Source organism: Winogradskyella sp. Asnod2-B02-A (genome assembly GCF_045063645.1).
GTDB lineage: Bacteria > Bacteroidota > Bacteroidia > Flavobacteriales > Flavobacteriaceae > Winogradskyella.
In genome coordinates this window covers 2,213,124-2,236,552 of record NZ_JBEFOG010000027.1, presented here as the reverse complement: position 1 = coordinate 2,236,552, position 23,429 = coordinate 2,213,124, and the positions used below count along the sequence as shown (strand labels likewise).

Genomic DNA, 23,429 nt, shown 5'->3' with positions numbered 1-23,429 from the left:
GTTTTTTTATGGATTCTCTTGCTTGCATTTTCAGGACATTTTTACAATCAAAAAATAAATACCCTAAAATGAACGTTTAGTAAGTAATATGTATCGTTTCCTAGCTATACTATCATTTTATAAGCCGTTTGTGGTTTGGTCGCTTCTGGTAACTGCTGTCGTTGCATTTTTTAATGCACAGATTGCACCAGCAATTGCTACTAAACTATTTCTTACGGTTTTTGCATGGTATTACGTGAGTGAAACCCCAAACAAACGAAAATTAACCTTTTATAAAAATATAGGAATTTCGCCTTTAAAACTTTTTTCTATTATGTTTATAATAGATTGCTTTTTAACTGTTATTTATCTCACTATTTTTAAAGAATTCACTTAGATTCTCTTAAAATTATGAATATATATAAAACATATTTTACTAAAATTAAATGATATTTGAATTAGACAATGTAGAACTTTACTTTAAAAACAAACGCATTTTAAACGGTATTTACCTAAAAGCAGAAACAGGAAAAGTGACTGCTATTTTAGGCAGAAATGGCTGTGGCAAAAGTAGTTTACTCAATATTGCATTTGGGAATTTAAAACCAAAATACAAATTGACACGATTAGATAGTAAACCAGAGTTAAAACCATTATACGCAACAGGAATTGCTAAATATTTACCTCAATATAATTTTATTCCTAATGGAATGAAATTATCATTTATTTTTAAATTATACACTCTAGATTGGAATGTGTTTATTGATAACTTCGAAGCTTTTTCAAATTATAAAGACCATAAATTTAAAGCCTTATCTGGCGGAGAAAGACGACTTATTGAAACCTATATTATACTGAAATCAAAAAGTAAGATTGTATTTTTAGACGAACCTTTTTCGCATTTATCACCATTACATATTGAAACCATAAAACAGCTCATTGCTGAAGAGAAGAAAACGAAAGCTATTATTATATCAGACCACATGTATCAGCACATTATTGAAGCTTCTGACATTATTTACCTATTACAAAATGGTACAACAAAACAAGTTAATAAGCTTACGGAACTTGAAGACTACAAATATTTAAGTGAAGGCACTTTAAATTAAACGCTTTGGTTGTAAATTATGAAGACGTATTAGACTTTATAATATTATCTAAATCCACAACAACACCTACTCCTAAAATTTGTTTCCACTGTAGTTTTGGACCAATAATTACAATCTCTTCATTGGTTATCTCATTCGTTTCTACTTCAACTTTAATATCATCATCATATCTAAGGTGAGAACCTAATGTCGCCTTTACATATTTATTGACTTTCATATCTAAGTTAAGTTCCCATTCTATATCAATATTACCAAAACTATTAATGTAGTCTGTATATAAACGCAAAAGACTTGTAACTTTAATATTTTCAAATATTTCTTCTTGATATTGGTTAGTTAAAAGAATACCCAATTCTTGTCTTACTTTTTTTCCATCCTTTAGAATATTACCTTCTAAGTCATAAATTGCCGGATCTACACCAAATGCTCCTTTATTAGCCAAGTCTTTATCTAAAACAAAAGTCGTTTTTAAAGTGAATGGAGAAGCGTAAAAAGACAAGCGCTCAATATGTCTACCATATTCCATACCTAACCCAAAAAACATATATCCTGGAGCCAAAAATCTTGAAATAGGGTTATCTCTATCTGGATAATTATACCCATTAGCCAACTGTGTATTAAGACTAAATCTAGCAGAATAAAACCAATTACTTTTAGAATCTTTTTCTAGTCCTACATTAGAAATCACTTCTATAACATCATCCGTTTTTTTTATGACTTCAGCATCTTGCTTATTTAAACCATAACGCACATTGAAATTAGAGTTCCAAAACCATTTTTCTTGTTTGTATTTTGCTTCTGCTTTTCCAACTATAATACCCGAAATTGAATTAGTACCACCAGAATTCCAATTGGTAAAAGACACCTGATTAAGGTTTAGACCAACTTCCTTTTTTGTTCTCCAACCCAATTTAATAGGAGCTTGCTTTTTCTTTTTAAAATAGAGGGAATCTGGTTGTGCAGATAAAATACCTGAACATAAAATAAATACTCCAAAAAGAAACCAAGAATAGCTTTTCATACTTTAAAAATTAATAATCAAAAGTACCATATTCACTTTTTATGGTAAGCTTCTTTTGTTCTGAAGCTTCTACCCTACCAATAATTTTAGCATCTACATTAAAAGATTTAGATATCTCAATAATTGCATTTGCCTCCTCTGGTTTTACATAAAGTTCCATACGATGACCACAGTTAAATACTTGATACATTTCTTTCCAATCCGTTTTAGATTGTTCTTGAATGAGTTTAAATAACGGAGGAACATTAAACATATTATCTTTTATAATATGAAGATGATCTATAAAATGTAGAATCTTAGTTTGCGCTCCACCACTACAATGTACCATACCGTGAACAACATCACTATTATATGTATTTAAAATTGCTTTTATAATTGGTGCATACGTTCTAGTGGGAGAGAGTACTAATTTACCAGCATCGATTGGTGAATTTTCAACAGCATCTGTAAGTTTTGTTTGTCCAGAATATACTAAATCTTCTGGTACAGCTGCATCATAGCTTTCAGGATATTTTTTGGCTAAGTATTTAGAGAACACATCGTGCCTTGCTGATGTTAAGCCATTACTTCCCATACCACCATTGTATTCGGTTTCGTAAGTTGCTTGTCCAAAAGATTCTAAGCCTACAATTACATCGCCTGCAACTATATTTGCATTATCAATAACATCGCTACGCTTTATGCGAGCTGTTACTGTAGAATCTACAATAATAGTTCTTACTAAATCCCCTACATCAGCAGTTTCACCACCTGTAGAATGAATAGTAACTCCAAAAGATTTTAAATCTTCTATTAAATCTTCTGTTCCGTTAATAATAGCAGAAATAACCTCTCCTGGAATTAAATTTTTATTCCTACCTATAGTTGAAGACAACATAATATTATCTGTTGCACCAACACAAAGCAAATCATCAATATTCATAATTAAGGCATCTTGGGCTATACCTTTCCAAACAGACAAATCTCCAGTTTCTTTCCAATACATATAGGCTAAGGACGATTTTGTACCAGCTCCATCTGCATGCATAATAAGACAATATGCATCATCATTGGTTAAATAATCTGGTACTATTTTGCAGAATGCTTTAGGGAACAAGCCTTTATCAATATTCTTTATGGCATTATGGACATCTTCTTTTGAAGCAGAAACACCTCTTTGTGCATATCTTTTACTAACCGAATTACTCATGGAACTTTTTATTTGTATTGGTCTTGCAAAAGTAAGAATTGCGTTTAATTATAAGGAATGATTAGGTTGGAATTAATTACAGTTTTCATTTTTCTCCGTAACGCTTCTTTTTTCTTATTACCACCAAAGTAAACATTAAGGCCTAATCCCATTCTAAACAACACATCATCCGTATCTCCTTCAATGACACCATCAATGTCATCCGTAAGCATATAATTATATTCTCCTAAAAGTTTTAAAGCAACACCTTCAGTTAGTATAAACTCAAAACCTAGACCTCCTTGGGATTTATAAGCTGTACTTTTAAAATAATTTGAAGCATTATAACCTGCACCAGCATAAATAAAAGGAGTAAATTTTGTGTGAGGACTAAACAAGTATTCTAAATTTAAATCAAAAGACATAAATCCTTCATTATAATCCTCTTTAATAACAACGTCGTATTTATTGAATGTAAAATTAATGTTTAGATGACTTGTAAGATGGTGTTTATACCCTATTCTAAAATATAAATCAAAATCAGATTTAGGAGTATCACCTTCCACCATTAAAGAACCAACTACTACATCTATAGCGTTAGTCCCTCTAAAGTTGAAGAAAGCATATCTTTTATTAATGTAGTTGTCACTTTTTGCATCTTCATCTTGTGAAAACGCAGAATTTAAAAAAACAAAAGTCATTGCAATACTTAATATAATTGCATTGAATTTAGGAATCATATACCTTTAATTAGAAGATAAGTTTATTCCTGTGTAGATTTTTGACGGGTTGGCAATATATACAAATATTTATAAATTACTGAAAATCAACCATTAAATATTAAAAACTAAATAAAAAAAGGATGAAACCGAATTATCGATTTCATCCTATTATCTTAATAGTAATAAATACTTTTTGACTTTTTAAGATTCAGCTTGTAGCGCTGATTGTATGTTAACAACATCATCTTTTGTCACTTTGTTTAAATCATCAGATTTTCCTTGTGAAAGAATAAGAGTTGCACCTACAAGTATAGCTACACTAAGTAGTAACTTTTTCATTTTTACAAATATTGATTAATAGCCCTACAAAAGTACGGAAGAAACACAGTTTGAAAATGGTTATTTTCAATTATTTAGCACTAAACCACTACCTTTTCGATGATAAGTTTGAAGTTATCGACAAACGACACTAAACGCAATTTGTTTAGACCAATTTATACGTAGATATACGTATATCTTAATACTTAATCAATATAAAAACAGACTTAAGTTACTGAAATGTTATCATTTAGTGAACAACAACTCTCTATATTTTGTTAATGGCCAAAGCTCATCATCAATCATTAATTCTAATTTATCACAATGATATCTAATATCTTCAAACAATGGTTTTACTTTATGACAATAACCATTAGCTTTCTTTTCTATATCTAATTGTTTATTAAATCCTTTACGTGAATCGGTCATTTTAGTTACTAATGAATTTATCGCTTCAATGTGATGAGAAATTTGCTCAATAAGATATAGCTGCTCTTTAGCAAAATCCTTAAACTTATCACCGTAAATAGTTTTTAGACCAGTAACATTTTCTATCAATATATTTTGATAACGAACCGCAGTAGGCACAACATGGTTTCTGGCAATATCTCCAATAACACGACTTTCTATTTGAATATGAAGAATATACTCTTCCATTTCAATTTCGTAACGCGCTTCAGATTCTACCTTATTCATCACTCCTAAGCTATCAAAAAGCTCTATTGAAGATTTAGCAAATTTAATCTTTAGTGCTTCTGGTGTTGTTTTATTATTGCTTAAACCTCGTTTTTTAGCTTCTTTTTCCCATGCATCTCCGTAACCATTGCCTTCAAAAAGAATCGCTTTAGATGTTTTAATGTATTCTCTCAATACATTAAAAATAGCATCATCTTTTTTCATTGTTTTTTTATCTATTAGTTCGTCAACTTCAACTTTAAAATCCATTAACTGTTTAGCGACTATAGTATTTAAAACCGTCATAGGATTGGCGCAATTAGCCGTAGAACCAACAGCTCTAAATTCAAATTTATTACCCGTAAAGGCAAAAGGTGAAGTTCTATTTCTATCCGTATTATCTAACAATATCTCAGGGATTTTACCAACAACATTTAACTTTAAGTCCGTTTTTTCTTGAGGTGATAATTTCCCTTTAGAAACACTTTCTAGTTCTTCTAATACTTTTGTTAATTGCTCACCAATAAAAACAGAAATTATTGCAGGTGGTGCTTCATTAGCACCTAATCTATGATCATTACTTGCAGATGCTATTGCTGCCCTCAATAATTCTTCGTGAGTTTGTACCGCTTTAATCGTATTAATAAAGAACGTCAAAAATTGAAGATTACTCATTGGTGTTTTTCCTGGTGATAATAAATTGACACCAGTATTTGTACTTAAACTCCAATTGTTGTGCTTACCAGAACCATTGACACCTGCAAAAGGTTTTTCGTGCAACAACACTTTAAAATTGTGACGCTTTGCTATTTTTTGCATAACATCCATTAACAATGAATTATGGTCTACAGCTAAATTTGCCTCTTCATATATCGGAGCCAATTCAAACTGATTTGGTGCTACCTCATTATGCCTAGTTTTCACAGGAATACCAAGTAACATACATTCATTCTCTAAATCGCGCATATAAGACATCGCTCTATTTGGAATAGTCCCAAAGTAATGATCATCTAGTTGCTGACCTTTTGCTGGAGAATGTCCTAAAAGTGTACGGCCAGTTAAAACAATATCTGGTCTAGAAGCGGCTAAGTCATTATCTATTAAAAAATATTCTTGCTCCCAACCCAAGGAAGCATTTACTTTTTTTACATTTTTATCAAAATATTTACAAATTGCAACAGCTGCATTGTCCATTACCTGTAATGCTCGTAAAAGCGGAGTTTTATTATCTAAAGCCTCTCCTGTGTAAGACACAAAAACGGTAGGAATACATAATGTTGTACCATATATAAAAGCTGGAGACGTTGGATCCCAAGCCGTATAACCTCTAGCTTCAAACGTGTTTCTAATTCCTCCATTAGGAAAACTAGAAGCATCTGGTTCTTGTTGCACTAATTGATTGCCACCAAATTTCTCAATAGCAAGCCCATCTCCTATTGTTTCAAAAAAAGCATCATGTTTTTCGGCTGTAGCTCCCGTTAATGGCTGAAACCAATGCGTATAATGTGTAGCTCCTTTAGAAATTGCCCATTCTTTCATTCCTGTAGAAATATGATCTGCGACTAATCGATCAATCTTAGTCCCTTTTTCAACAGCTCCCATTATACTCTTTAATGCCGTTTCAGTTAAATACTGACGCATTGCGGCTTCATTAAACACATTCTGACCAAAAATTTCAGAACGTCTTTTTTCCTCTGTAATCTTTACTGGTTTGCGTTTTAGAGATTTTTTTATAGCGTGAAATCTAAGTGTTGACATATTGATAATATTTTTAATCAAAAATACGAAATATTTAAAATTTGTACTGCCACCCATTAAAAAATAGGGTTGTTAACAATAATTAATAACATTTCATCTAAAACGCCCTATTTTTTTTGCCCTAAAGAAAAAAAAAGCAATATTTGTATCTATACTATATAAACAAAATTTCATTATGGCAAAAATTAAATTAGAATACATTTGGCTAGATGGTTACTTCCCTACTCAAAATTTGAGAAGTAAAACCAAAGTAGAAGAGCACGAAAACTTTAAAGGTACAGTTGAAGAATTAGGTATGTGGTCTTTTGATGGGTCATCTACGAGACAAGCCTCAGGTGGTTCATCTGACTGTTTATTAAAACCTATAGCAATATATCCTGATCCAGACAGAATTAATGGATACTTAGTGATGACTGAAGTTTTAAATGCTGATGGCACACCTCATGTTTCTAATGGTAGAGCTACTATTGATGATGATGATAATGATTTCTGGTTTGGTTTTGAGCAAGAGTATTTCATTATGGATACTAAAACACAATTACCATTAGGATTTCCTATAGGTGGATATCCTGCGCCTCAAGGTATGTACTACTGTTCTGTTGGTGGAAAAAATACACATGGTAGAGGTTTAGTTGAAGAGCATGCTAACTTATGTATCGATGCAGGCTTAAACTTTGAAGGTATAAATCAAGAAGTTGCTTCAGGACAATGGGAATTCCAATTGTTTGCTAAAGGTGCTAAAAAAGCTGGTGACGAAATTTGGGTTGCTAGATATTTATTAGACCGTTTAACTGAAAAATATGGTTATTACATTGACTACCATCCAAAACCATTAGGTAAGGATATGGACTGGAATGGTTCTGGTATGCATGCTAATTTCTCTAACGAAGTTTTAAGAACATGTGGTTCTAAAGAAACTTACGAAGCGATTTGTGAAGCTTTTAGACCAGTTGTAAAAGAGCATATTGCTGTTTATGGAGAGTTTAACGATCAACGTTTAACTGGTGAGCACGAAACTGCAGCCATTACAGATTTCTCTTATGGAGTTTCTGATAGAGGTGCATCAATTCGTATTCCAATTATTACTGTTGAGAAAGGCTGGAAAGGTTGGTTAGAAGATAGAAGACCAGCTTCTAATGGTGATCCATACAAAATTGCAGGTCGTATTATTAAAACTGTAAAGAGCGCTAATATTTCTTAATTAGCGATTATATAAATTAAAAAAGGCTTGTAATTATTTACAAGCCTTTTTTTTTATGTCTTTTAGTAACTTTTACTTAAGTGCGATATATATAAAAACTAAATAACCACCAAAAAGCAGCATCCCTTTTAGCCTTCCTATTTCAAGACGTTTGGGGATTAAAATTAAAGGAATTAAAATCGCAGCAAAAGCAATCATCCACCAAATATTAGTCGATAGTATCTCTGGAGTTTCAGGATTCACAGCAATAGGTTTTATTATTGCTGTTAAACCTAAAACAGAAGCTATATTAAAAATATTAGATCCAATAAGATTCCCTAATGATAAGGCTTTTTCTTTTTTTAATGCTGCAATAACGGAAGCAGCAAGTTCTGGTACACTTGTACCAATTGCAATAACAGTTACAGAAATCGCATAATCACTAATACCAACTGCTGTTGCTAACTGCTTAGCACCATCTACCAACCAAAGCGAACCAAAATACAAACCTGCTGCTCCAATTAGTAACCACATCACAATTTTAAAATTTGAAACCACGGCAAGGGCATCGTCTACTTCTTCAAGATTTGCTTTAATAGATTTTCGAGAACTTCTAATTAAAATAATTAAGAATACAACGAGGCCTACAAATAAAATTAACCCTTCAATAGCTGTGAGTACATTATCATTCCACAAGAAATAATACAACACAAATGACGATATCATCATCATTGGCCAATTCAATTTGTAGAAATCTTTATCTACTGCCAATGGAGAAATAATGGCTGTTATACCTAAAACCAATCCTATATTGGCAATATTAGAGCCTATAACATTACCTAAAGCAATATCTGAAACTCCTTCTAAAGCTGCCTGTAAACTCACTAATAATTCGGGTGCAGAAGTCGCAAATGAAACTACCGTCATACCAATAACTAATTTAGATAGCTTAAGCTTAAAAGACAAACCAACGGAGGCTCTAACTAAAAAATCACCACCAACAACCAGCAACGCTAAACCAGCAAGAACAAGAAATACACTCATTTACCTATTATTATTTAGTACTATATTTATTAAAAACGCGAAGATAACATTTCCTTTTTACAGAAACTAAAAACTATATTTTTCGTTAAATAACTATTATTTTAGTTGTATAACTACAAAAATAGTTATAGATTTGATTGACACTTAAATTATGCCATGCAAAAACTAACAAACAAAGAAGAAGAGATTATGCACATTCTATGGAAGCTAGAAAAAGCTTTTGTAAAAGATGTATTAGCCGAAATAACAGAAGACAAGCCACACTATAACACACTTTCTACAATTATAAGAAACTTGGAAGAAAAAGGATATGTGAGTTATAACGCTTATGGAAAAACACATCAGTACTTCCCTATCGTCTCTAAAGAAGATTATAAAACAAAATTTATGAATACTGCTATTGAAAACTACTTTAATAGCTCGTATAAAAACGTGGTTTCATTTTTTGCCAAAGAAGAGAAGATTAGTGTAGATGAGCTTAAAGAAATTATTTCATTAATTGAAAACAAGAAGTAATTATGGAATATCTACTAAAAGCATCAGCCGTAATTGTACTATTTTATTTGTGTTATTTGTTTTTATTAAAAAAAGAAACGTTCTTTCAGCATAACAGATGGTTTCTATTCATTGGTTTAGTAATCGCTTTAGTTTTTCCTTTACTTGTTATTCCTATTTATATACCAATAGAACCTTCTTTTATTCAAGAAACGGTATATAACCCAATACCACCTACAAACTTTATAGAGGCAACACCAATTCAAAAAAGTTTTGATTGGTCATCCCTAATTTCAATGATATATAGTGTAGGCTTAGCTTTATTTTTAATTCAATTTATATTTCAATTCGGATCACTAGCTCTGCTATTAATCAAAAACTCAAAAGTTAAAGATGGCATCTATACTTATGTGATTATAGAAAGTAAAATTTCACCATTTTCATTCTTTAAATGGATTGTTTACAACCCTGTTATTTTACAAGAAAACGAACTCGATCTCATTTTAACTCACGAAAAAGTACACGCTAACCAATTACATTCTATAGATATACTATTGACACAATTAGCTTGTGTTATATTTTGGTTTAATCCATTAATATGGCTTTACAGAAAAGAAGTACGACAAAATTTAGAATATATCGCAGATTCAGAAACACAAACTATTTCTGAAAACGAAAAAGAATACCAGCATTTATTATTAAAAACCGGTGTTGCTAATCACAACATTTCATTACCCAATAATTTTTATAATTCATCAATTAAAAAACGAATTCTTATGTTAAACAAATCGAGATCAAACAGAAAAAAACAATGGAGATACGCATTAATATTACCCCTTTTAGCTGGTTTATTAATGAGCGTAAATACAGAAAAGGTATATATTGAAAACAATACTAATAATGAAACCATAACTAAAGAAGACAAAGTATTTTCTATTATTACAAAAGACACCAAAGATTCTGAACTAGAACACATTATCAATAAATTTAAACAAAAAGAGATCTCACTTAATTTTAATGATTTAAAGCGTAATAGCAATAATGAAATCACAAATATTGCTGTAAAATTAGCGGATACAAAATATGAATCTAATGACAATATATCCATTGAATCTTTTATAATATATAAAGAACTTTTTGAGAAAAAAGGAAGCTTTATTGGCAGATATGGCAACGGAACGTTTTACTTAGATTTAGATAGTGAGTATTCAAAGAATAATCCAGCTATAAAATCATTCACTAACAGAATTAATAAATTATTAGCAAAGTATAATTTAACAGATAAGGTCATTGAGAAATATAAAATCACTGACCAAAAACGAATTGAAATTGTATTCACAAAAAGAACTACAGATAATCAACTAGAAGACATTATAAAAACATTAAAGTCTATTGATGTTATAATGGTAGTGAAACGCATAAAAAGAGATCAAAACAGTGAAATCAAAGCTATTGATATCGATTTTAAAACTAAAACTGGATCTACTAACTACAGTGCAAAAAATAATGATGGTATAAAATCATTTTACTTTAACACTAAAGATGATGGAAGTTTTAGAGTTGGAACCATCAAAGAAAACGTAAACATTTTAGAAGTCACTAAAGTAGATAATTCACCAAAACAAGATTCAATTTTAGTCCAAGCAGACACTAACAAAACATATGTTGTGGCTAAAAAAGATACAGTATACTATGGAATTATTGATTCATTAGAAATTAAACGCTTCTCTCAAGAAAAACCCAATCTTTTTTATGAAAATGAAAAAAACGTAAAATTTACCGATTATAATGAAGAAATTATTCTTCACCAACCTCAGGTAGGCTATAAAGTAATTTCAAATTATACAAAAAAAGATCCTGAGCCTTTAATTATAGTTGATGGTAAGGAAGCAAGTCATGATATGTTAAAATCTTTAAATGCCAATCTCATTGAAAGCATGACTGTTTTAAAAGATAAAAGTGCTATTAAAAAATATGGAGACAAAGGCAAAAACGGAGTCATAATTATGACAACAAAGGCAGATAAAACTGTAGCAATAACTTACAAAAATACTAATTCCGAAATCCATTTTTCAAATGAAGATAACTTATTATATATCCTTGATGGCAAAGAAATATCTAAATCAGATTTACAAAAAGTGTACTCAAAAGAAACAGTTTCAAGCCTAAAAGTTCTAAAAGAAAAAGAAGCAAAAGAAAAATATGGAGAAAAAGGCGCCAATGGAGTTGTAGAAGTTATTTCTAAAAATGCCGAAAAATCTCCCCAGAACAAAACCACCAAAAAAGATAACCCATGGAAGATCGTTGGAGAACCAAAAATAAATAGCTTGACTTATATTGATGATGAAGATCCTTCAAAAAATGGATCCTTTGCCTATATTTCTAAATCTACACCAGATCAAATTTTAGATTCTCACGTAAATGAACTTAAAAGCATTGGAATCACGGTTAAGTATTCTAAATTAAAACGAAACAAAGATGGCAAAATTACAAGTATAAAAATTAGTCTTATTGATAATGAAGGTAGAAAAAATAGCGCAACTTGGAAAGTTACTAATGGCATCCCAGACATTGAATTTGGAAAATCAGAAGGCTCCTTAATAGTTAGAAGCAAGTAAACGAAAAATTTGGAAACAAAAAAAAGCCAAACTACATTACAATAGTTTGGCTTTTCTTTTTATGTCTTAGATCATTTAATCTACAATAACTTTTTTAATTATAGAACGATTATCACTTGTTATCTTTAAAAGATATAATCCTGAAGCTACATCTAAGTCGATATAATCTTCCACAGATTGTAATTGCTTTAAGCGCTTTCCATCTACAGAATAAACTTCAACATCTACTGTTGCAGTTGCACCCGAAATATAAACACGTCCATTTGTTGGATTAGGGAATACAGCTACTTTGAGTTCTGTATTTTCATTAACACTTAATACTTGATCCCAAGCTAAACCAACGCTATCACCCCAAATATACTCTATCAAATCTGGTTGATCTATAAACGGACTTCTATTTTTCTGCCAATTATAAACCACATTATTTCTATTCATTTCAAAATCATCTGGCGGATCATTTCTATGCCAATCTAATAACGTTGCTAAATCACCAAATTCTCCAACAATCCCTTCAGGAAAACCATTGACTATTTCTAAACCATTATAACGCACAGCCATATAAAACACACTCCTAGCTACGTCTCCTTTAAATTTACCTGCGGTACCATCTGGCCCATTATATTCACCGTAAAATTGGTTGTTTCGCGTGCTATTCTCTGGTCCATCTGCAGCTCTCAAAGCATGTGCATCAGAATTACCATGACGTAATGAATCTGCTTTTGTAGTCCAATAAATATCAATACCGTCTGCAATCTCATCCTCTTCTATACTATCAAAACCACCTCTAGATCTAGGAAACGTGTGTTCTCTATTCCATTTCCCTGTGCTTAACGACGTCGTTTGGTAATCTAACTTAGCACGACCTTCTTCTAAATACACTAACCAAACTTGGTTACTATTTAAAGGGTTTTGATCAGCTTCTTTTAAAATATCTACAACATCAGCGTAAGTCTGTGCTCTTACAACCGAAGGATCTGCTATTATATCTTGTAAGGCTTGTCTTAATTCGGTATCTGCTAACCCATCTAAACTATTGTAATAGCCATTTGGTTGCGTACTCTCTACAATCCCATAAGTTGGTGCCAAAGGTGTTCCCCAAGCTGCTACAGTAAAGTCATTATCTACAACTCTTATCTCTACGGCTCCATTTGCTGCAATAATGGGTTCAACTAAATCTAAAAATCTAATTTTTAAAACTTCATCTCCCTCATCTTCTGTATCATCAATTAATGAAATAGTGGTCATCGTTGTAGTTTCACCAGACTGAATGGTAAGACTTGTACTTCCTGTAAAATCTGAAATTCCAAATCCTAAATTATCTAAACTTATAGTAAAATTTAAATCTGAAGTTAGTGCAGTTTCCGCTGTAAATGTAATATCAAAAGTATCACCTTCATCAATTTGAGTGTCTACAATTGAAATTGCAATAGGGTTAATAGCAATACCATTACCATCATTATCTCTTCGAGGAGTTGGTGTTTGAGCATCAAATGTTACATTGTCCATATCATCTATATAACGTTGTATAGATTTAGGATTAGCGTTTGTACCATTATCATTATACTGAGTGGTCTGCCCTAGTTTAGTTAATAAGCCAGTAGCGTCAGAATCGTTTGTACCATAAACCATAGCATCAATTAAATTGGTCTGAGTTGCAATGGTCTCTTCAGGAAAATCATTTACAGAAGCTTGGTAAATCCCAACTGCATCTGGTCCATTTTGTATAACGTTCTCAGACATTAATGCTTGTGGAAACGGAGAAACATTATCACTACCAATAACGAGCAAACCATTAATATCTGTTGTTAATCCATTTAAGTCATATACAAAATAACTAGAATCGCCTCCACTGCTAGAGCCATTAAAAAACACCAATATGTAACCATCAGTTGAAAAATTTGGCGCTTGAGATTTCAGCTCAATAAACTCGTGAGTATCTATACTAGGAGTATCTGCATCTAATTCGTTAATCAATAAAACCTGAGACCAACTTAATCCAGAAATTAACAGGAATACAATAAAAGTAATTCTTTTCATTTTATATTTTTTTTTACAAAGATAACTTATTATTAAATCTAAAAGTTAAGCCATAATTAATTACAAAAAACGAGGCTTTTAAAACATGAAATTTATCATGAAATAAAATTCACATAAAGACAAAACATATAAATAGTACTGTTTTAATCATCAAATTCCCCTACGTTTCTAAAAACTAGAGCTAAAACCCTCTACAAAACTACTAAAATCAAACAAATATTAAATTTTAAGTTAAATACTATTACTTAAACATAGATAAGTCACAAATTATTGTAATCATAATCATTATTTTAATTACAAATTAGAATTCAAATTTGTCGATTTTAATAAAAACGTTTGGAACATAGTAAGTTGAAAATATATATTGAAAACTCAATCAAACGAACAATACATTTTATTAACCACTAAAACCAAAAAATTATGATCACACTAGCCAAACTTATTATTGATATTATTATATCAACACTTTAAATTATAATTGATTTACCAATCAAATAAAAGTAAAACTTAGTTCTAGAATAAGTTTTACTATTTTTACTAAAGATTGACTATTCAGTTTTAAAATGAAAAACTACATCTTTAAAATTCTGGCTAAACTAAACAAAGCCATACTTCCATCTTACACTAAAAAACAACTAGATCTTAGTAAAGCTTCTAAGTTTCAACTAGCTATCATAGGTTGGCGTGCTTATGTAACTAAAAACGCACTCCAATAGAATTATCATAGTAAATACATTACAGCTTATTATGTTGCCATGTAACGTCTAATTTTACGATATTATGATAAAGTTTAGGGTATAAAAAGTAAAAAAAATTGTACTTTTAATACACCAAATTCTCACCCTTGAAACTAAACATCACCAATTCAAAAATAGATCTTACAAATCGAGTAATAATTTTGTTATTAAGTTGTTTTTCAATTGTTTTATCATGTAAAGACAACAACAAATACGAAGCTATTGAAACAAATGAGTCTGTATTTTTATCAGGAAAAATAATCCCTGACAATCATTTTTTAGGAGACAACAACTGTAAAGAATGCCATAAAGAAGAATTTAAAGACTGGCAAGGTTCTCATCACGATAAAGCCATGCAAATTGCAGATAGCGTTTCTGTATTAGCAGATTTTAATGGTGAGAAATTTACAAGCCAAGGTATTACTTCGCGTTTTTATAAAAAAGATTCTGATTTTTATGCCAATACCGAAGGACCAGACGGAAAATATCATGACTACAAAGTGATTTATACTTTTGGAATAACACCTCTACAACAGTATATTGTACAATTTCCAAACGGACATTACCAATGTTTAAGAACGGCTTGGGATTCTAAAGAAAACAAATGGTTTGATCTATATCCAGATTTTAAAGTTGTACACTCAGAATGGTTACATTGGTCTAGAGGAGGATTAAACTGGAATAACATGTGTTCCGATTGTCACTCTACCAACGTTAGAAAAAATTACGACCAAAAAACCCATAGTTACGACACTAAATTTGCTATTATCAACGTTAATTGCGAAGCTTGCCATGGTCCTGGAAAACAGCATGTAGAGGATGTTAAAAGACTTGGTAAAAACTATTCTTCTACCGGAACTTTACAAATGACTTTAGATACTAAACCAAAAGAATTAGTAGATGAATGTGCTCGTTGCCATATGAGAAGAGAGCAATATTCATCGCATTTCAATTTTGAAGGTACTATGTTAGATCATTACTTTCCGCAGATATTAGAAGAAGGATTGTATTATCCTGATGGTCAAATTTTAGATGAAGTTTATGTTTATGGCTCATTCACTCAGAGTAAAATGTATCAAAACAACGTCACCTGCAGTAATTGTCATAATTCACACTCATTAAAGTTAAAATTTGAAGGCAATAAATTATGTGCACAATGTCATTTACCAGAGAAATACAATACACCTAAACATCATTTTCATAAAGAAAACACAGAAGCTTCTCAATGTATTAATTGCCATATGCCTGGCAAATATTACATGGGAAATGATTTTAGAAGAGACCATAGTTTTAGAATTCCGAGACCAGATTTAAGTTTAAAATATGACACTCCAAATGCCTGTACAGGATGCCACGAAGACAAAGATGATGAATGGGCTTGGGCAGAATTTAAAAAACAATACGGAGAATTAGATGCTCATCATTATTCAGAAAAATTAGCTCCAGGAATCGCTCACGAACCAAATGCAGAAATAGGTTTAGCTGAATTAATGAATGACAAAACACAGCCAGAAATAGTAAGAGCTTCTGCCGTTAAAGCCATTTCATATTACGATGCAGAAAATTTAATAGATCAATATCTTGCGCTCTTAAATGATGAATCTCCATTAGTAAGAGGAACCACTTTAGACGTAATGAGTCAAACTAATAATACAGAATATTCCTCCTACTTCTTACCGTTGTTAGAAGACAGTAAAAGAAGTGTAAGGGTTAAGGCTTTTTATGGACTTGGCGGTTTAACAGAATTACAAATACCAGAAAAATATAAAGACAGTTACAAAAAAGTAAAAAAAGAGTTCTTTGATAATTTAAATACTAATGCTGATTTTGTTGGAGGCAGAATGAAAAAAGCAAATTATTATATTAAAAAGGGTGATTTACAAAGTGGAATTAAAGGCTACGAAAGTGCTTTAGAAATTGATAATACCAACAATCAAATACGATTAAATTTAGCAAACTTATACTATCAAGATCAAAATTTTATTGAAGCTGAAAAAGCATTTAAGACCGTAATAGAGCAAGAACCAGAATATGGACCAGTTTATTACTCACTATCTTTATTATACGCTGAGTTAAATAGAATAGACGATGCCATAATCCAAATGAAAAATGCGGTTAAGCACATGCCAGAAAATACACGCACCTATTATAATTTAAGTTTATTGTATGATAAAAAACAAGATCGTAAACATGCAGAACAAACACTTATTAATGGATTAAAAGTTGAAGCAAACAATGAAAGTTTATTATATGCCTTAGCCTATCACTATTCAACTACCAATCAAAAAGAAAAAGCTAAAAATATAGTTTCTAAATTAGTTAACCTTTATCCAAACAATACTCAATATTTAAAATTCCTAAATCAGCTTGATTAGTTTTTAATCCAAAAGAATGATCTCTTTTTAAAACAACGGACTAAAACACAACAAGAAAACGACGACTTTCAATATTTTTGAACATAAAAAAACCCAAACTTATAAATTCAAGCAAGCTTGATTTAATGTCTGGGTTTAATACTTTTTTGTGACCTCGGAAGGATTCAAACCTTCAACCTCCACAGCCGTAATGTGGTGCACTATTCAGTTATGCTACGAGGCCATTTTTTAAAGTGGGTGCAAATATAACAATTTTATTAAAAAACATGCAAACTATTTATTTCAAATTTTAAAATTAGTATTTTTGAGACATGATTGCTAAAACACTACTCCAACCTTTCAACTACCTATTCGATTCAGAAATAATTGATAATATAGCTAATGTTGCCGTCCTAAAAACCTTTCATAAATCAGATATCATCATAGATATAGGTCAAGATTTAAACTATATTCCTTTATTAATTAGTGGGAATATTAAAGTTTTAAGAGAAGATAATAATGGAGATGAACTTTTATTATATGTTTTAGAGTCTGGAGATACCTGTGCGATGTCACTAACATGTTGTATGGTAAAATCTGTTAGTAAAATACGTGCTATTGCAGACGAAGATGCAACTGTTGTTATGATACCAATAGAAAACATGAAAATATGGTTTAACACTAACGAAAGTTGGAGGGATTTCATATTACAGAGTTATCAAGTTCGTTTTGACGAAATGCTAGAAACAATTGACACATTAGCGTTTATGAAAATGGATGAACGCTTATTTAAATACCTTACAGATCAGGTAAAACTATCTGCTTCTACACATTTAGAAGTTACACATCAAGAAATTGCTGAAGATTTAAACACTTCTAGAGTTGTTATTTCAAGACTATTAAAGCAATTAGAAAGAGAAAATAAAATTGAACTTGGTAGAAACAAGATTAATGTTTTAGAATTTTAGTCACTTTTATTACACAGCCCAAATAACAGAACTTTACTTTTGTATTAAATTAATTCTATGGAATATATTTTACAACCATGGCCTTGGTATGTTTCAGGTCCATGTATTGCAATCATCATGTTTCTTCTAATTTATTTTGGAAGAACTTTTGGTATGTCATCAAACTTAAGAACCTTGTGTGCTATTGGTGGTGCAGGAAAACGAGTGGAGTTTTTTAAATTTGATTGGAAAAGTCAAAAGTGGAATCTAGTCGTTGTACTCGGAGCTATTTTTGGAGGCTTTATTGCTCACTATTTTTTATCTAATCCTATAAACATGGATCTCAGTGAAGCCACTATTAAAGATTTAACTGTATTAGGATTTAATGATATAGGACAAAGTTTATTACCTCCTGAATTATTTAGTTGGGATGCCGTATTTAGTATAAAAGGCATTCTCATATTAATTATTGGAGGATTTCTAGTTGGCTTTGGTACACGTTATGCTGGTGGTTGTACCTCTGGACATGCTATAACAGGACTAAGTAGTTTGCAATTACCATCATTAATTGCAGTGATAGGTTTCTTTTTAGGAGGCTTAATTATGATTCATCTTATTTATCCAACACTTTTTTAATTATGGGAAAATATATAAAATTCTTTGTTGTTGGTATTTTCTTCGGAATTGTTCTCGTAAAATCTGAAGCTGTTTCTTGGTATCGTATTTTTGAAATGTTTAAGTTTCAATCTTTTCACATGTATGGCATAATTGGAACTGCTGTTTTAACAGGGATTCTACTTTTGAAGCTATCTAAAATAAATAAAATTAAAACTACAGAAGGTAATTCATTAAAAGTACCTTTAAAAGAGCGTGGTTTTACGCGCTATATAATTGGTGGAACTATTTTTGGTTTAGGTTGGGCCTTATGTGGTGCTTGCCCAGGACCAATGTATATTTTAGTAGGTACAGGTGCTTTCTCAATATTAATAGTCATTATTGCGGCACTTTTAGGTACTTATGTTTATGGCATATTAAAAAACAAACTCCCACATTGATATGGAATTAACGGAAATTTTAGGTTATATCGGAGCATTAATTGTTGGACTCGTATTAGGTTTAATTGGAGGAGGTGGCTCAATTTTAACTGTTCCTATTTTGGTATATTTATTAGGCTTTAGCCCAATAATAGCAACTAGCTACTCCCTTTTTGTAGTTGGTAGTACAGCCTTGGTTGGCACTTTTAGAAACATTAAGAAAAACACCATTGATTTTAAAATAGCTATCATATTTGCTGTTCCTTCAATATTGACCGTATTTATGGTGAGAAGCTTAGTTATCCCTAATTTACCAGAAGTGATATTTACAATTGGCCAGTTTTCACTTACCAATTCACTATTTATAATGCTAATATTCGCAGTAATAATGCTTTTGGCAGGTTGGTCAATGATAAAATCTAAAGCGGTTAATAGTGATCATGTGATAAAAGATTTTGATAACACACACTATTTTGCAATTGGTACACAAGCTATAGGTATTGGTGCTTTAGCCGGTTTAGTTGGTGCTGGTGGAGGATTTTTAATAGTACCAGCATTAGTCTTACTAGTAAAACTACCCATAAAAAAAGCGATAAGCACGTCGTTATTCATTATTGCCATACAATCATTGATTGGATTTTTAGGTGATCTAAAAACCTTAAAAATAGATTGGCAATTTCTAATTACGTTTACCATAATTTCTATTCTAGGTATTTTTATTGGTCTAGCACTTTCAAAAAAAATAAGTGCAAAAGGACTAAAAAAAGGATTTGGATATTTCACCCTATTAATGGCAATCTATATAATTTACAAGGAGTTATTTTAAAACCTTTTGTGATAATTATCACATTTCAAAAAATGAAGTTTTGTAAATTTGCATTAAATTAAATTTAAACTATGAAAATTGAACAATTATATACTGGCTGTTTAGCTCAAGGTGCTTACTATATTGAATCTGATGGTGAAGTCGCTATAATTGATCCGCTTAGAGAAATCGAACAATACATAGACAAAGCAAAAGCTAATAACGCTAAAATTAAATATATTTTAGAGACTCATTTCCATGCTGATTTTGTCTCAGGTCATGTAGATTTAGCAAATAAAACTGGTGCAACCATCGTATTTGGGCCAGGAGCAACTACTGACTATGATATACATGCTGCAACTGATGGAGAAGAACTGAAACTTGGAAAAGTAACTATTAAAGTGTTACATACTCCAGGACACACATTAGAGTCTGCAACCTATTTACTAAAAGACGAAAACGGAAAAGATTATGCCATTTTCTCTGGTGACACCTTATTTTTAGGAGATGTTGGACGTCCAGATTTAGCAATTAAATCCGATTTAACAAAAGAAGATTTAGCCGCTATGCTATTTGATTCGTTACGCAAAAAAATTATGCCTCTCGCAGACGATGTTATTGTATATCCTGCTCATGGTGCAGGTTCTGCTTGTGGAAAAAACTTAAGCAAGGAAACTGTAGGTGTTTTAGGAGAACAGAAAAAAACAAATTATGCGTTGCGTGCTAATATGACCAAAGCCGAATTTGTAGAAGAAGTATTAGATGGCATTGCACCACCACCACAGTATTTTGCAAAAAATGCGATGATGAATAAAATGGGTTATGATGCTTTTGATTCGGTTTTAAAAACGGGTAATGTACCTCTTAACAGTGAAGAATTTGAAGCTTTGGCAAATCATGAAGCCGCATTGGTTTTAGATGTAAGAACACAATCTGATTTTATAAAAGGACACATTCCTAATTCAATCTTTATTGGATTAAATGGTGGCTTTGCTCCTTGGGTTGGTGCTTTAATTAAAGATATTAAGCAACCTATTATTTTGGTAGTTCCTGAAGGAAAATCTAAAGAAGCTGTTACGAGATTATCTCGTGTGGGTTACGATAATACATTAGGCTATCTTGAAGGAGGAATGGATGCTTGGCAAAAAGCTGGAAAACAAATTGAAACATTACAATCAATTTCGGCCGAAGACTTTGCTAAGCGCGAAAAAACTGATGAGATTAATATTTTAGACGTTAGAAATGATGGAGAATATAAGTCTACTCACATTGAAGGAGCTCAACATTTATCATTAGATTTTATTAATGAGAAAATGAATGAGATTGATAAAGATAACACATACTATGTGCATTGCGCTGGTGGTTATCGTTCTGTTATTGCTGAATCTATTTTAAAAGCAAGAGGATTTAACAACCTCATTGACGTTCTAGGTGGATACGCAGCTATTAAAGAGACAGATATAAAAACAACAGATTTTGTTTGTCCATCAACGCTTTAAGCAATTAAACGACTATAGTTAGGAAGTTTAACAATCTCACTAGCTATTAAGCTACTTATAAATAAGATTTATTATGAAAAAAAACATGGGTACATTAGATAAAAGCGTAAGAATTGCGGTAGCAATTCTTATCGCTTTGCTTTACTACTTTAATATTCTTGAAGGAACGTTAGCCTATATTCTTATGGCTGTTTCTATTATATTTTTAATCACTAGCTTTATTAATTTCTGTCCCTTATATACTTTATTTGGATGGAATACATGCAAGCGCAAATAAAAACAAACATGAAAAATACATTTAACATACAAAACTTAAAATGTGGTGGTTGTGCAAATACCATCATAACACAATTATCTAAATTAGAAGGTATTTCTGAAGTTGAAGTTAATAACGAAACTAACCAAGTAAGCTTTGATGCTATTTCTGACAATGAGATTGTTAATGTAAAAAATAAATTATCAGATTTAGGCTACCCAATTGAAGGAGATGCCAATTCTTTACCTAAAAAAGCAAAGTCTTTTGTAAGCTGCGCTGTAGGTAGAATGACAAAATAAGAGATTAGAAACTCTTATTTTGAAACATAAAAAAATCCCACTCAATGTGGGATTTTCTATTATACTATTTCTGCACTAAGTCCTGCTTGTAAAAGCTTAGAACATCTTGGTTCTAAATCTTCATAAGAACCTGTTTTAACAGTACACTTGCCTTTATAATGCACCAACAACGCACATTGTTCAGCTTGTTCTGGCACATGATCGCAAGCATAAATAAGCGTATCTATTACATGATCGAAGGTATTAACTTCGTCATTAAATAAAACAATCTCGTTTTGTTTTAATTCTTCTTCTTGTAGAAGTAATTCTTCTGAGTATTTTTCTTTTGTCATTGGTCTAACAGATTTGAGAATTCCTCGATTTATAGCATTTTTAATCTAACTAACTGCACTTCAAATAGCTTTAAAAGACACGTTTTATAAAAACGTATACGCAATACATTAGCCTTCAATGAATCAGCTTGTTCAAATTATATGATACTAATTTATAAATTTTAACGAAACCCACTTGTCTTTTTGTATAGTTTCCTTCAATTTTAACATATACTTATTACATTCCGTTTCAATAAGAGGAATATCTTCTTCATAAAAACCACTCAAAAACAAGGTACCATTTGGGTTTAAACATTTAGCATAACTACCAATATCTGATAACAATATATTTCTATTTATATTAGCAATGATACTATCATATTTCTTACCATCTAACAACGTTGCATCTCCTTCATAAACCGAAATATTAGAACAATCATTACGTTCTACATTTTCTATACTATTAAGATAACACCAATTATCAATATCAATAGCATCAAGCTTAACAGCTCCAACTCTCTCTGCTAGTATAGCTAAAACACCTGTACCACAACCCATATCTAAAACTGATTTATTTTCAAAATCATTCCTTAGAATATGCTGAATCATCATGTGTGTGGTTTCGTGATGACCTGTACCAAAACTCATTTTAGGTTCAATGATTAAATCGTATTTCACATCTGGTTTCTCATGAAATGGTGCGCGTACAGATACTAAATCATCTACAATTATTGGATTGAAGTTTTTCTCCCACTCTTCATTCCAATTGGTTTGTTCAATTTCGTTAAAATCGAATGTAATTTTAAATTCATCCGAGTTTAAAATATAAATATCTTCTAAAATATTTTCATTCCATTCCTCCTTTTGAATGTAAGCAGTTACTCCCTCTTCAGTTTCTACAAAACTTTCAAATCCTGCATAACCAAGTTCTGCAATTAAGATTTCCGTTGCAGGTTGCAATGGTTCTATTTTAAAGTTGTAACCTAGGTATATTGTATTAGACATTTATTATTATTTTTTGCAAATTTACTAATCATTAATTGAGTTACTATTATTTTTGTTT

The 23,429-nt window shown here is 31.1% G+C and carries 23 protein-coding genes and 1 tRNA gene; 14 read left to right on the top strand and 10 right to left on the bottom strand.

Going from position 1 to position 23,429, the window contains the following annotated elements; translation table 11 throughout:
• Window positions 1-88: 88 nt before the first annotated feature.
• Both ACJJVO_RS17550 and ACJJVO_RS17545 read left to right on the top strand, forming a co-directional pair.
• The gene (locus ACJJVO_RS17550) at window positions 89-376 is read left to right on the top strand and encodes a hypothetical protein (protein WP_405576487.1); all 288 of its coding nucleotides are present in this window, start codon (window positions 89-91) and stop codon (window positions 374-376) included.
• A 49-nt stretch (window positions 377-425) separates the two neighbouring features.
• Window positions 426-1,088 (top strand): ATP-binding cassette domain-containing protein, encoded by a 663-nt coding sequence (locus tag ACJJVO_RS17545; RefSeq protein ID WP_405576485.1) that lies wholly within the window; start codon window positions 426-428, stop codon window positions 1,086-1,088.
• Window positions 1,089-1,104: 16 nt separating this feature from the next.
• Here the strand turns inward: ACJJVO_RS17545 and ACJJVO_RS17540 are convergent, their stop codons facing one another.
• The 5 genes from ACJJVO_RS17540 to ACJJVO_RS17520 all read right to left on the bottom strand — a co-directional run bounded on the left by ACJJVO_RS17540 (window position 1,105) and on the right by ACJJVO_RS17520 (window position 6,750).
• Window positions 1,105-2,109 (bottom strand): DUF3078 domain-containing protein, encoded by a 1,005-nt coding sequence (locus tag ACJJVO_RS17540; RefSeq protein WP_405576483.1) that lies wholly within the window; start codon window positions 2,107-2,109, stop codon window positions 1,105-1,107.
• Window positions 2,110-2,119: 10 nt separating this feature from the next.
• Window positions 2,120-3,298: an AIR synthase related protein gene (locus ACJJVO_RS17535; RefSeq protein ID WP_405576481.1), complete on the bottom strand. Its 1,179-nt coding sequence runs from the start codon at window positions 3,296-3,298 to the stop codon at window positions 2,120-2,122.
• A gap of 44 nt (window positions 3,299-3,342) precedes the next feature.
• Complete coding sequence (locus tag ACJJVO_RS17530) at window positions 3,343-4,017, bottom strand: outer membrane beta-barrel protein (RefSeq protein WP_405576479.1); 675 nt, start codon at window positions 4,015-4,017, stop codon at window positions 3,343-3,345.
• Window positions 4,018-4,200: 183 nt separating this feature from the next.
• Window positions 4,201-4,338, bottom strand: coding sequence for a hypothetical protein (locus tag ACJJVO_RS17525; RefSeq protein ID WP_181897579.1), 138 nt, complete (start codon window positions 4,336-4,338; stop codon window positions 4,201-4,203).
• A gap of 225 nt (window positions 4,339-4,563) precedes the next feature.
• The gene (locus tag ACJJVO_RS17520; RefSeq protein ID WP_405576477.1) at window positions 4,564-6,750 is read right to left on the bottom strand and encodes a glutamine synthetase III; all 2,187 of its coding nucleotides are present in this window, start codon (window positions 6,748-6,750) and stop codon (window positions 4,564-4,566) included.
• 175 nt (window positions 6,751-6,925) lie between these two features.
• On the opposite strand from ACJJVO_RS17520, the gene ACJJVO_RS17515 reads away from it, so the two are divergent.
• Entirely contained in the window at window positions 6,926-7,951 is a 1,026-nt protein-coding gene (locus ACJJVO_RS17515; RefSeq protein ID WP_405576475.1) for a glutamine synthetase beta-grasp domain-containing protein, read from the top strand.
• Between the two features lie 72 nt (window positions 7,952-8,023).
• Here the strand turns inward: ACJJVO_RS17515 and ACJJVO_RS17510 are convergent, their stop codons facing one another.
• The gene (locus ACJJVO_RS17510) at window positions 8,024-8,974 is read right to left on the bottom strand and encodes a calcium/sodium antiporter (RefSeq protein ID WP_405576473.1); all 951 of its coding nucleotides are present in this window, start codon (window positions 8,972-8,974) and stop codon (window positions 8,024-8,026) included.
• A gap of 156 nt (window positions 8,975-9,130) precedes the next feature.
• Here ACJJVO_RS17510 and ACJJVO_RS17505 point away from each other — a divergent pair, with 156 nt between their 5' ends.
• Together ACJJVO_RS17505 and ACJJVO_RS17500 are read left to right on the top strand one after the other, a co-directional pair.
• Entirely contained in the window at window positions 9,131-9,490 is a 360-nt protein-coding gene (locus ACJJVO_RS17505; protein ID WP_405576471.1) for a BlaI/MecI/CopY family transcriptional regulator, read from the top strand.
• Between the two features lie 2 nt (window positions 9,491-9,492).
• Window positions 9,493-12,087, top strand: coding sequence for a M56 family metallopeptidase (locus ACJJVO_RS17500; protein WP_405576469.1), 2,595 nt, complete (start codon window positions 9,493-9,495; stop codon window positions 12,085-12,087).
• A 75-nt stretch (window positions 12,088-12,162) separates the two neighbouring features.
• Here the strand turns inward: ACJJVO_RS17500 and ACJJVO_RS17495 are convergent, their stop codons facing one another.
• Window positions 12,163-14,124, bottom strand: coding sequence for an endonuclease (locus ACJJVO_RS17495; RefSeq protein ID WP_405576467.1), 1,962 nt, complete (start codon window positions 14,122-14,124; stop codon window positions 12,163-12,165).
• A 563-nt stretch (window positions 14,125-14,687) separates the two neighbouring features.
• Here ACJJVO_RS17495 and ACJJVO_RS17490 point away from each other — a divergent pair.
• Entirely contained in the window at window positions 14,688-14,840 is a 153-nt protein-coding gene (locus ACJJVO_RS17490) for an SsrA-binding protein (protein WP_405576465.1), read from the top strand.
• 128 nt (window positions 14,841-14,968) lie between these two features.
• Window positions 14,969-17,236, top strand: a complete 2,268-nt coding sequence (locus ACJJVO_RS17485) for a tetratricopeptide repeat protein (protein ID WP_405576463.1) — start codon at window positions 14,969-14,971, stop codon at window positions 17,234-17,236.
• Window positions 17,237-17,385: 149 nt separating this feature from the next.
• On the opposite strand, the gene ACJJVO_RS17480 is transcribed toward ACJJVO_RS17485, so the two are convergent.
• A tRNA-Arg gene (locus tag ACJJVO_RS17480) sits at window positions 17,386-17,459 on the bottom strand.
• An 88-nt stretch (window positions 17,460-17,547) separates the two neighbouring features.
• Between ACJJVO_RS17480 and ACJJVO_RS17475 the strand changes: the two genes are divergently transcribed.
• From ACJJVO_RS17475 to ACJJVO_RS17445, 7 genes are all read left to right on the top strand, one after another.
• Window positions 17,548-18,183 carry a Crp/Fnr family transcriptional regulator gene (locus ACJJVO_RS17475; RefSeq protein ID WP_405576461.1) on the top strand — a complete coding sequence of 212 codons (636 nt, stop codon included), beginning with the start codon at window positions 17,548-17,550 and terminating at the stop codon, window positions 18,181-18,183.
• Between the two features lie 57 nt (window positions 18,184-18,240).
• Window positions 18,241-18,798, top strand: coding sequence for a YeeE/YedE family protein (locus tag ACJJVO_RS17470; protein ID WP_405576459.1), 558 nt, complete (start codon window positions 18,241-18,243; stop codon window positions 18,796-18,798).
• A gap of 2 nt (window positions 18,799-18,800) precedes the next feature.
• Window positions 18,801-19,217 carry a DUF6691 family protein gene (locus ACJJVO_RS17465; RefSeq protein WP_405576457.1) on the top strand — a complete coding sequence of 139 codons (417 nt, stop codon included), beginning with the start codon at window positions 18,801-18,803 and terminating at the stop codon, window positions 19,215-19,217.
• Between the two features lies 1 nt (window position 19,218).
• Complete coding sequence (locus tag ACJJVO_RS17460) at window positions 19,219-20,022, top strand: sulfite exporter TauE/SafE family protein (protein ID WP_405576455.1); 804 nt, start codon at window positions 19,219-19,221, stop codon at window positions 20,020-20,022.
• Window positions 20,023-20,093: 71 nt separating this feature from the next.
• The gene (locus ACJJVO_RS17455; protein WP_405576453.1) at window positions 20,094-21,500 is read left to right on the top strand and encodes a rhodanese-like domain-containing protein; all 1,407 of its coding nucleotides are present in this window, start codon (window positions 20,094-20,096) and stop codon (window positions 21,498-21,500) included.
• Between the two features lie 73 nt (window positions 21,501-21,573).
• A complete protein-coding gene (locus ACJJVO_RS17450) occupies window positions 21,574-21,777 on the top strand; it encodes a DUF2892 domain-containing protein (RefSeq protein WP_405576451.1) in 204 nt (67 codons plus the stop codon).
• Window positions 21,778-21,785: 8 nt separating this feature from the next.
• Entirely contained in the window at window positions 21,786-22,055 is a 270-nt protein-coding gene (locus ACJJVO_RS17445) for a heavy-metal-associated domain-containing protein (RefSeq protein ID WP_405576449.1), read from the top strand.
• A gap of 59 nt (window positions 22,056-22,114) precedes the next feature.
• On the opposite strand, the gene ACJJVO_RS17440 is transcribed toward ACJJVO_RS17445, so the two are convergent.
• Window positions 22,115-22,387 carry an ATP-dependent Clp protease adaptor ClpS gene (locus tag ACJJVO_RS17440; RefSeq protein WP_405576447.1) on the bottom strand — a complete coding sequence of 91 codons (273 nt, stop codon included), beginning with the start codon at window positions 22,385-22,387 and terminating at the stop codon, window positions 22,115-22,117.
• A 147-nt stretch (window positions 22,388-22,534) separates the two neighbouring features.
• Window positions 22,535-23,371 carry a 50S ribosomal protein L11 methyltransferase gene (prmA, locus tag ACJJVO_RS17435; RefSeq protein WP_405576445.1) on the bottom strand — a complete coding sequence of 279 codons (837 nt, stop codon included), beginning with the start codon at window positions 23,369-23,371 and terminating at the stop codon, window positions 22,535-22,537.
• Between the last annotated feature and the right edge of the window lie 58 nt (window positions 23,372-23,429).